A 4,331-nucleotide genomic window follows, 5' to 3' on the forward strand; every position below is an offset into this window, starting at 1 on the left:
CGCACTGAAGGCCGATATCCCCTCCGTGCGCGTCACCATCCACGTCGAGCCCGACGACGAGGCCAAGCTGCCCAAGGGCACGACAGCCGTGCCGTTTGCGTGAGGCGGGTCACCAAGTCTCGATGGCGAGACCTTTGATCCGTTCGAATTCTCGAATATTCCGTGTGATCAGCGTCAGGCTCCGAGCTCTCGCCTGCCCGCCGATCAGGGCGTCATACGGGCCAATCGGTGTTCCCGACTTTGCAAGCGTTGCTCTGATCTCACCGGCATGTCTTGCATCTTCCCGGTCAAAGTCGAGCACAGGGAATTGTAGAGCTTCGATACGCGCCGAATTTTCTACTCTCTGCTCACTTTTTTCGACACCGTAGTAAAGCTCGTGGACCACGATCGCCGATAGAGCGAAGTCATGCGGCGAATGTCGTTTCAGTAGCGCCAGCAAGCTCGCATCGCGCTTTAGGACAGTGATGACTGCGTTGGTGTCGAGCGAATAGATCACTTGAAGACGTCATCCAAAGCAGGCCTGTCCTGCTGGTCCTGATCTTCCAGCGCGGCCTCCACGAAATCGCTGTCGATTGGCCCGCCCAGCTGGTCGAGCCATCCCCAATCCTGCGCAAGCGGTTCCAGGATGACGGACTGCCCGTGACGGCGGATCGAAACCTCGTCTGTTTCGAAACGAAACTCCTTGGGAAGGCGTACGGCTTGTGACCGGCCCGACCAGAACACCTTTGCCTTGTCCATCCTGCTATCCTCAAATGAGATATAGCAAAGATATATCTTCTTTCCACGACACTGACAAGTAGCTTGCTCAAGGCGCGCAAGCTGATTGCGGCATCGGCTGAAGCCGGTAGACCTTGTCGTCGGATGTTGTCTTGCCCTCGGCGGCCTTCGAGCACAGGTCGACGACAGCCAGGCTGCTGTTGGGATTGGCCAGCATCATCGTGCCATTGGCGCCACGCTTGAGGAAGATTTCCTTTTGCGCGATATCGCAGGAGAAATTGCTCATCTTCGAGCTCGCCGCGCAGCGCCACTGGTCGGCTTCGCCCTGGCACGAATAGGTCTGCGTGACCTTGCCCGACTTCAGCCGCGTCGTGACAGAGACGGCGATGTCGGCGCCGTCGGGCCAGTTGGCGGCATCGCCGCCCGAAGCGAAGGACGCCAGTTCCACCGGCCCGCGGAAAACCCGGATCGACTGGGTCAGCTGGTTGGGATGCGAGTTGAGGTGCGATGCGTCATAGTCACGGCCATAGCAGAAGGCTTGGTCGGGCTTCAGACGCTCGCGCAGCGGAGGCCCGAGCGCCGGATCGATGGGATCGATGCGCGCGAACTCCGCCTTGCATGTCGCGGCCGGCATCGGGTCGAGGCGGAAATTGTCGTCCTCCGGACCGAGCGCCTGCCTTTGGTATTCCCCCGTGCCGAGTTCCTCCTCCGAGCCGGCGTCGAGATAGATATCGGGCTGCAGGTCGGACAGCAGCAGCCGTCCCTTGTCGTCGATCTTCAGCGATGCCAGCGTGCGGTCGCAGTCCATGCCGCAATGGATGGGACCGGTCTTGCCGTCCTCGGACCCATGGCTGCACCAGCCTCCAGCCCATTCCGGCGCCTTGGCGCCGCGCACGGTGGTGGTGACGAAGGCATTGTAGGAGGTATCGGAAAGGGCCGGCTCCTCATTCGGGCGGCTGACCGGATCATGGCCATAGTAGAAGAAGATCCGCGCCACCTTCTGCTTCGGATGTGCTTTCAGATGCGCGGCGTCGTAGACGCGGCCAAAACAGGCATCCGCCCCGTTCGGGCTGAGTTCGGTGAGCTTTGGCGCCTCATCGGCCCTGGCCGGGCCCACCGGCAACCCCATCAGCACCAAGCCAAATCCGACGCCGGCGGCTGTCTTCCATCCCCCAATCCTGAACGCCACGTGACCTCTCCTCGCATCGGCAGGACGCAGCGTCATTTTATGCTAGTATCGAGGCCGGAGCCACGCAATTCGCGGGCAAGATTGGCGGAGGAGGATGCCATGCGCCGACGCGATATGTTCCGCGCGGTTCTTGCGGCGGTTGGAGCGCTATTGGGCCAGCGGGTGGCGCAGGCCGCGACCTCCCGGGCCGCCAGGCAAAAAGTTGCCTATCACCTGAGCGATCTCGACAAGGTCAATTTTGTCCTGGGCAACATCAAGAACCACTATGAAGGCACCGGCGGCGATGTCGACATCGTGCTGGTCGTGCACGGTCCCGCCCTCGCCGCGTTCAAATCCAAGGGCATGTCAGCCGCTGTTTCGGGGCGTTTCACCGGTCTGGTGCGACAGGGGCTGGAAGCTCAAGCCTGTGCCAACACCATGCAGGGCATGGACATTTCCCTCGCCGACCTTCTCGACAGTTTCCATGCCGCCGACAGGGGCGGCGTCGTCAAACTCGCGGAACTGCAAAGCCAGGGTTATGCCTATCTACGCCCCTGAGCCCAAGAAGGACGGGCGGACATCCGGAGGACACCAATGCCAGCCACCACCAACCTCACCATACCCGATCTTGCCGGCAAGGCGGTGCTGATCACCGGAGCATCCACCGGCATCGGCGCCGCCCTTGCCCTTGCCTATGCCGCGCAGCGCTGCAAGGTGGCGCTCCACTACAACTCCAGCCGCGACGCCGCCGAAACGCTCGCCAAGACCATTGCCGACGAAGGCGGCGAGGTGTTTCTCGTCCAGGGCGATTTCTCCGTTTCCGCCGATGTCGAGCGTGTTGTCGAGGACAGTGCCGCGCATTTCGGCCGCCTCGACGGCTTGGTCAACAATGCCGGCGGCATGCTTGGCCGCGTGCCTTTCAGCGAAAAGACCGAGGCACACTATGACGCGGTGATGGACCTCAATGCGCGTTCGGTGCTGACCGCGTCGCGCAAGGCGATCCCGTGGCTGAAGAAGCAGGGTGGCTTCATCATCAACACGTCGTCGATCGCGGCCCGCAACGGTGCCGCCGGCGGCGCCGGGCTCTATGGTTCGGCCAAGGCCTTCGTCTCCAACGTGACCCGCGGCTTGGCCAAGGAACTGATCGGCTTCGGCATCCGCGTCAACGCGGTGGCGCCGGGCGTCATCCTGACACCCTTCCACGAACGCTACTCCACCGAGGAGCAGATCAAGCGCATGGTCGAAACCATCCCGCAAGGCCGCGCCGGCACCGCGCAGGACTGCGTCGGCGCCTATCTGTTCCTGTCGTCCGATCTCTTGAGCGGCTACATCATCGGCCAGGTGATCGAGGTGAATGGCGGCCAGTTGATGCCCTGAGCGGCATCCAGCATACTGGCCCCGCACATTCTGCCGGAGCCTTCAAGGGAGCGGACGCCAATGTACGGACTGATCGGCAAGATGCGGGCGTCGAGCGGCCAGCGCGATGCGATCATGGAGCTCTTGTGCGTCAGCACCCGCGCCCTGCCCGGCTGCCTCAGTTACATCGTCGCCACCGACCCGGCCGATGCCGATGCGATCTGGGTCACCGAAGTCTGGACCGACGCCGAAAGCCACAAGGCCTCGCTGCAGCTTCCGGAAGTCCAGGCGGCGATCGCCAAGGCGCGCCCCTTCATCGCCGGCTTCGAATTCCAGGTCGAGACGCACCCTGTCGGTGGCTTTGGGTTGCCTGCGGGCGGGACTGGATGACCCGAGCTAACATCTCGTAACGGCCACACCGACGGTCAATCCTTGCAAAGTCCCAGAGTATGAACTAAGTTCTGTGGACTAAGTCACTGGGAGCGACTGCGATGCAGACCGTCAACATCCACAATGCGAAGACCAACCTTTCACGTCTCATTGACCGAGCCGCCAAAGGTGAACCGTTCATTATCGCCAAGGCGGGCAAACCGTTGGTCAAGGTCGTGCCTCTCGATTCTCCGTCCGTGCAAGCGCGGAGGGTTGGCTTCATGACCGGCCAGCTTTCCGTCCCTGACGACTTCGACCGCATGGGCAGCGACGACATCGACCAGCTGTTCGGTGCCATCCCGTGAAACTGTTGCTCGACACCCATTTGCTGCTGTGGGCTGCTGGCGATCCGGGACGGCTGCCAATTGCGGCTCTGGGCGAGATTGAGAACCCAGAGAACGAATTGCTGTTTAGTGCTGCCAGTCTCTGGGAGATCGCAATCAAGCGAGGACTAGGGCGCGATGATTTCCAGGTTGACCCGCGTTTGCTCCGGCGAGGCCTCTTCGACAACGGCTACCATGAATTACCGATCACCAGCGAACACGCCGTCACCGTTGATGGACTTCCGGCGATACATAAGGACCCTTTCGACCGAATCCTGGTCGCGCAGGCAATGGTGGAGGGAATTCTCTTGCTGACCATGGACGATTTTGTGGCCCGC

8 protein-coding genes and 1 pseudogene are annotated in these 4,331 nt (G+C 61.8%); 6 read left to right on the plus strand and 3 right to left on the minus strand.

Translation table 11 applies throughout. From position 1 onward, the window contains the following. A pseudogene (locus WC739_RS24695) lies at positions 1 to 103 on the plus strand (cation-efflux pump); the annotation flags it as partial. 6 nt (positions 104 to 109) lie between these two features. Here WC739_RS24695 and WC739_RS24700 read toward each other — a convergent pair. The 3 genes from WC739_RS24700 to WC739_RS24710 all read right to left on the minus strand — a co-directional run bounded on the left by WC739_RS24700 (position 110) and on the right by WC739_RS24710 (position 1,906). Continuing rightward, a complete protein-coding gene (locus tag WC739_RS24700) occupies positions 110 to 496 on the minus strand; it encodes a type II toxin-antitoxin system VapC family toxin (RefSeq protein ID WP_372955611.1) in 387 nt (128 codons plus the stop codon). Then, positions 493 to 738, minus strand: coding sequence for an antitoxin (locus WC739_RS24705; RefSeq protein WP_372955612.1), 246 nt, complete (start codon positions 736 to 738; stop codon positions 493 to 495). The genes WC739_RS24700 and WC739_RS24705 overlap by 4 nt, the downstream gene beginning before the upstream one ends. A 67-nt stretch (positions 739 to 805) precedes the next feature. Then, complete coding sequence (locus tag WC739_RS24710; protein WP_372955613.1) at positions 806 to 1,906, minus strand: hypothetical protein; 1,101 nt, start codon at positions 1,904 to 1,906, stop codon at positions 806 to 808. A 99-nt stretch (positions 1,907 to 2,005) separates the two neighbouring features. Between WC739_RS24710 and WC739_RS24715 the strand changes: the two genes are divergently transcribed. From WC739_RS24715 to WC739_RS24735, 5 genes are all read left to right on the plus strand, one after another. Beyond that, positions 2,006 to 2,443: a DsrE family protein gene (locus WC739_RS24715; protein ID WP_372955614.1), complete on the plus strand. Its 438-nt coding sequence runs from the start codon at positions 2,006 to 2,008 to the stop codon at positions 2,441 to 2,443. Positions 2,444 to 2,479: 36 nt separating this feature from the next. Further along, positions 2,480 to 3,262, plus strand: a complete 783-nt coding sequence (locus WC739_RS24720; RefSeq protein ID WP_372955615.1) for an SDR family NAD(P)-dependent oxidoreductase — start codon at positions 2,480 to 2,482, stop codon at positions 3,260 to 3,262. A gap of 60 nt (positions 3,263 to 3,322) precedes the next feature. Beyond that, on the plus strand, positions 3,323 to 3,631 hold the full coding sequence (locus WC739_RS24725; protein ID WP_372955616.1) for a putative quinol monooxygenase: 309 nt from the start codon (positions 3,323 to 3,325) through the stop codon (positions 3,629 to 3,631). 101 nt (positions 3,632 to 3,732) lie between these two features. Continuing rightward, complete coding sequence (locus WC739_RS24730) at positions 3,733 to 3,975, plus strand: type II toxin-antitoxin system Phd/YefM family antitoxin (protein WP_372955617.1); 243 nt, start codon at positions 3,733 to 3,735, stop codon at positions 3,973 to 3,975. Beyond that, a partial coding sequence (locus WC739_RS24735; protein ID WP_372955618.1) for a type II toxin-antitoxin system VapC family toxin occupies positions 3,972 to 4,331 on the plus strand: 360 nt, incomplete at its 3' end. The genes WC739_RS24730 and WC739_RS24735, both read left to right, overlap by 4 nt.

This window comes from Mesorhizobium sp., assembly GCF_041661565.1.
Lineage (GTDB): Bacteria > Pseudomonadota > Alphaproteobacteria > Rhizobiales > Rhizobiaceae > Mesorhizobium.

Coding starts and splice junctions, on each gene's coding strand:
- WC739_RS24705 (WP_372955612.1), bottom strand. CDS start 738: ATGGACAAGGCAAAGGTGTTCTGGTCGGGCCGGTCACAAGCCGTACGC.
- WC739_RS24715 (WP_372955614.1), top strand. CDS start 2,006: ATGCGCCGACGCGATATGTTCCGCGCGGTTCTTGCGGCGGTTGGAGCG.
- WC739_RS24720 (WP_372955615.1), top strand. CDS start 2,480: ATGCCAGCCACCACCAACCTCACCATACCCGATCTTGCCGGCAAGGCG.
- WC739_RS24725 (WP_372955616.1), top strand. CDS start 3,323: ATGTACGGACTGATCGGCAAGATGCGGGCGTCGAGCGGCCAGCGCGAT.
- WC739_RS24730 (WP_372955617.1), top strand. CDS start 3,733: ATGCAGACCGTCAACATCCACAATGCGAAGACCAACCTTTCACGTCTC.